The 4,182-nt window shown below is 65.8% G+C and carries 1 protein-coding gene and 1 pseudogene; both read left to right on the top strand.

Features of this window, described 5'->3' with window-relative positions:
* Positions 1-312, top strand: a pseudogene (locus WB785_RS02530) (ABC transporter ATP-binding protein); the annotation flags it as partial.
* 404 nt (positions 313-716) lie between these two features.
* The coding region (locus WB785_RS02525) for a DNA-directed RNA polymerase subunit beta (protein ID WP_424077121.1) at positions 717-4,182 on the top strand (3,466 nt) is incomplete at its 3' end.

Genomic DNA, 4,182 nt, shown 5'->3' with positions numbered 1-4,182 from the left:
GACGAGGCCACCATGGCCGAGGAGCAGGCCCACCTGGAGGCCGGCCATCACGACGGCGGTGTCGAGGAGATCGAGGGTGTGCCGCCGCAGATCCTCGCCACGCCCGGTATGCCGGAGCGCAAGGCGGTCGAACGTCGACAGGCCCGGGTCCGGGAGAACCTGCACCTGCTGCCGAAGAACGCGCAAGAGGCGATCCTCGAGTCGTTGGAGGGCAACGGCAACAAACCCGCCCAGGATTACGACGCCGCCACCGCCCGCCACCGCGGCGACGAAGCCGACACGGCCTCCATCCCCACCCAGCGCAACTACTGACCCCGGTTCTTAGTGACGGCCCGGAGCACCTATCCGAAAGGAGTTGATCGACCAACTTGGCGCGTCACCTCTTGACGGAAGCGCCCAAAGGGGCCAATCTGTTGGGCAGCATGCGTGAACGGGTAGATCCAAACGCCAGCCAGCGCCGATATCCCCGAGCACGGTAGTTGAGGAATGCGCAGTCCTGCGCTATTGTTGAACATTGCGCTGGCTGCTTCCTGCCCACCTCACCCGCCACTGACACCGTGGTCCTAGCCTGAGCCCATTTCTGGCTCAGCCGTCTAGCTGTGTGCGTGAGACCCGGACAGATCGTCCGCCAGCCGAACCGACACAGTTATCGCGGCAAGTAGGACCGGTGGCCCGCCGGCATCCGTTAGTCGCACGAGGTGCTGGAAGGATGCATCTTGGCACTCTCCCGCCAAAGCAAGAAAACCCCTCAAAGTTCCGCCTCCTCTTATAGCTCCGTTCCCGGAGCGCCGAACCGGATTTCATTCGCCAAGCTGCGCGAACCACTCGAGGTGCCCGGTCTGCTCGACGTGCAGACCGACTCGTTCGAGTGGCTGATCGGTGCGCCGCGCTGGCGCGAGGCCGCCGCAGCCCGTGGTGCGGGCGCAGGTGCGCCGAACCCGGTTGGGGGCCTCGAAGAGGTGCTCTACGAGTTGTCGCCGATCGAGGACTTTTCCGGGTCGATGTCGCTGTCGTTTTCTGACCCGCGCTTCGACGAGGTCAAGGCGCCGGTCGACGAGTGCAAAGACAAGGACATGACGTACGCGGCCCCGCTGTTCGTCACGGCCGAGTTCATCAACAACAACACCGGTGAGATCAAGAGCCAGACGGTGTTCATGGGCGACTTCCCGATGATGACCGAGAAGGGCACCTTCATCATCAACGGGACCGAGCGTGTGGTGGTCAGCCAGCTGGTCCGCTCGCCCGGTGTGTACTTCGACGAGACCATCGACAAGTCGACCGAGAAGCTGCTGCACAGCGTCAAGGTGATCCCGAGCCGCGGTGCCTGGTTGGAGTTCGACGTCGACAAGCGCGACACCGTCGGTGTGCGCATCGACCGGAAGCGCCGTCAGCCGGTCACCGTGCTGCTCAAGGCGCTGGGCTGGACCGCCGAGCAGATCCGCGACCGGTTCGGCTTCTCCGAGATCATGATGTCGACGCTGGAGAAGGACAACACCGCCGGCACCGACGAGGCGCTGCTGGACATCTACCGCAAGCTACGTCCGGGCGAACCGCCGACCAAGGAGTCGGCGCAGACCCTGCTGGAGAACCTGTTCTTCAAGGAGAAGCGCTACGACCTTGCCCGTGTCGGCCGCTACAAGATCAACAAGAAGCTGGGTCTGAGCAGCAAGCCGGCCGAAACCTCTAGAACGACGCTGACCGAAGAGGACGTCGTCGCCACCATCGAATACCTGGTGCGCCTGCACGAGGGCCAGACCACGATGACCGTCCCCGGCGGCGTCGAGGTGCCGGTGGAGACCGACGACATCGACCACTTCGGCAACCGTCGGTTGCGCACGGTCGGTGAGCTGATCCAGAACCAGATCCGGGTCGGCATGTCCCGGATGGAACGGGTGGTCCGCGAGCGGATGACCACGCAGGACGTCGAGGCGATCACGCCGCAGACCCTGATCAACATCCGGCCCGTCGTCGCCGCGATCAAGGAGTTCTTCGGCACCAGCCAGCTGTCGCAGTTCATGGACCAGAACAACCCGCTGTCGGGGCTCACCCACAAGCGCCGCCTGTCGGCGCTGGGCCCCGGCGGTCTGTCGCGTGAGCGCGCCGGGCTGGAGGTCCGCGACGTGCACTCGAGCCACTACGGCCGGATGTGCCCGATCGAGACCCCGGAGGGCCCGAACATCGGCCTGATCGGCTCGCTCTCGGTGTACGCGCGGGTCAACCCGTTCGGCTTCATCGAGACGCCGTACCGCAAGGTTCGCGACGGTGTGGTCACCGACGAGATCGAGTACCTGACCGCCGACGAGGAGGACCGCCACGTCGTCGCGCAGGCCAACTCGCCGCTCGACGAGAAAGGCCGGTTCACCGAGGCCCGCGTCCTGGTGCGCCGGAAGGGCGGCGAGGTCGAGTACGTGTCGTCGGCCGAGGTGGACTACATGGACGTCTCGCCGCGCCAGATGGTGTCGGTGGCCACCGCGATGATCCCGTTCCTCGAGCACGACGACGCCAACCGCGCCCTGATGGGTGCCAACATGCAGCGCCAGGCGGTTCCGCTGGTGCGCAGCGAGGCACCGCTGGTTGGTACCGGCATGGAACTGAGGGCGGCCATCGACGCCGGCGACGTCGTCGTCGCCGACAAGAGCGGCGTCATCGAGGAGGTGTCGGCCGACTACATCACGGTGATGGCCGACGACGGCACCCGGCACACCTACCGGATGCGCAAGTTCGCCCGCTCCAACCACGGCACCTGTGCCAACCAACGTCCGATCGTGGACGCCGGTGAGCGGGTCGAGGCCGGTCAGGTGATCGCCGACGGTCCGAGCACCGACAACGGCGAGATGGCGCTGGGTAAGAACCTGCTCGTGGCGATCATGCCCTGGGAAGGCCACAACTACGAGGACGCGATCATCCTCTCCAACCGGCTGGTTGAGGAGGACGTGCTCACCTCGATCCACATCGAGGAGCACGAGATCGACGCTCGCGACACCAAGCTCGGTGCCGAGGAGATCACCCGGGACATCCCGAACGTCTCCGACGAGGTGCTGGCCGACCTGGACGAGCGCGGCATCGTGCGCATCGGTGCCGAGGTCCGCGACGGCGACATCCTGGTCGGCAAGGTCACCCCGAAGGGTGAGACCGAGCTGACGCCGGAGGAGCGGCTGCTGCGCGCGATCTTCGGCGAGAAGGCCCGCGAAGTCCGCGACACCTCACTGAAGGTGCCGCACGGCGAGTCCGGCAAGGTGATCGGCATCCGGGTGTTCTCCCGCGAGGACGACGACGAGCTGCCCGCCGGTGTCAACGAGCTGGTCCGTGTCTACGTTGCCCAGAAGCGCAAGATCTCTGACGGCGACAAGCTGGCCGGCCGCCACGGCAACAAGGGCGTGATCGGCAAGATCCTGGCGCAAGAGGACATGCCGTTCCTACCGGACGGCACGCCGGTCGACATCATCCTGAACACCCACGGTGTGCCGCGACGGATGAACATCGGCCAGATCCTGGAGACGCACCTTGGTTGGTGCGCGCACAGCGGCTGGAAGGTCGACGGGAAACCGGACTGGGCTGCGCATCTGCCCGAGGAGTTGCTGGACGCCGAGCCGAACAACATCGTCTCGACTCCAGTCTTCGACGGCGCCAAGGAAGAGGAGCTGCAGGGTCTGCTGTCCTCGACGCTGCCCAACCGCGACGGCGACGTGCTGGTCGACAGCGACGGCAAGGCGGTGCTGTTCGACGGCCGCAGCGGCGAGCCCTTCCCGTACCCGGTGACGGTTGGCTTCATGTACATCATGAAGCTGCACCACTTGGTGGACGACAAGATCCACGCACGCTCCACCGGCCCGTACTCGATGATCACCCAGCAGCCGCTGGGCGGTAAGGCGCAGTTCGGTGGCCAGCGGTTCGGTGAGATGGAGTGCTGGGCCATGCAGGCCTACGGCGCGGCGTACACGCTGCAGGAGCTGTTGACCATCAAGTCCGACGACACTGTCGGCCGCGTCAAGGTGTACGAGGCGATCGTCAAGGGCGAGAACATCCCCGAGCCGGGCATCCCGGAGTCGTTCAAGGTGCTGCTCAAGGAGCTGCAGTCGCTGTGCCTCAACGTCGAGGTGCTCTCCAGCGACGGCGTTGCGGTCGAGATGCGCGACACCGACGACGACGTCTACCGGGCGGCGGAGGAGCTGGGCATCGACC

Source organism: Mycobacterium sp. (assembly GCF_049585075.1).
Lineage (GTDB): Bacteria > Actinomycetota > Actinomycetes > Mycobacteriales > Mycobacteriaceae > Mycobacterium.
This window is presented reverse-complemented; position numbering and strand designations above follow the sequence as displayed.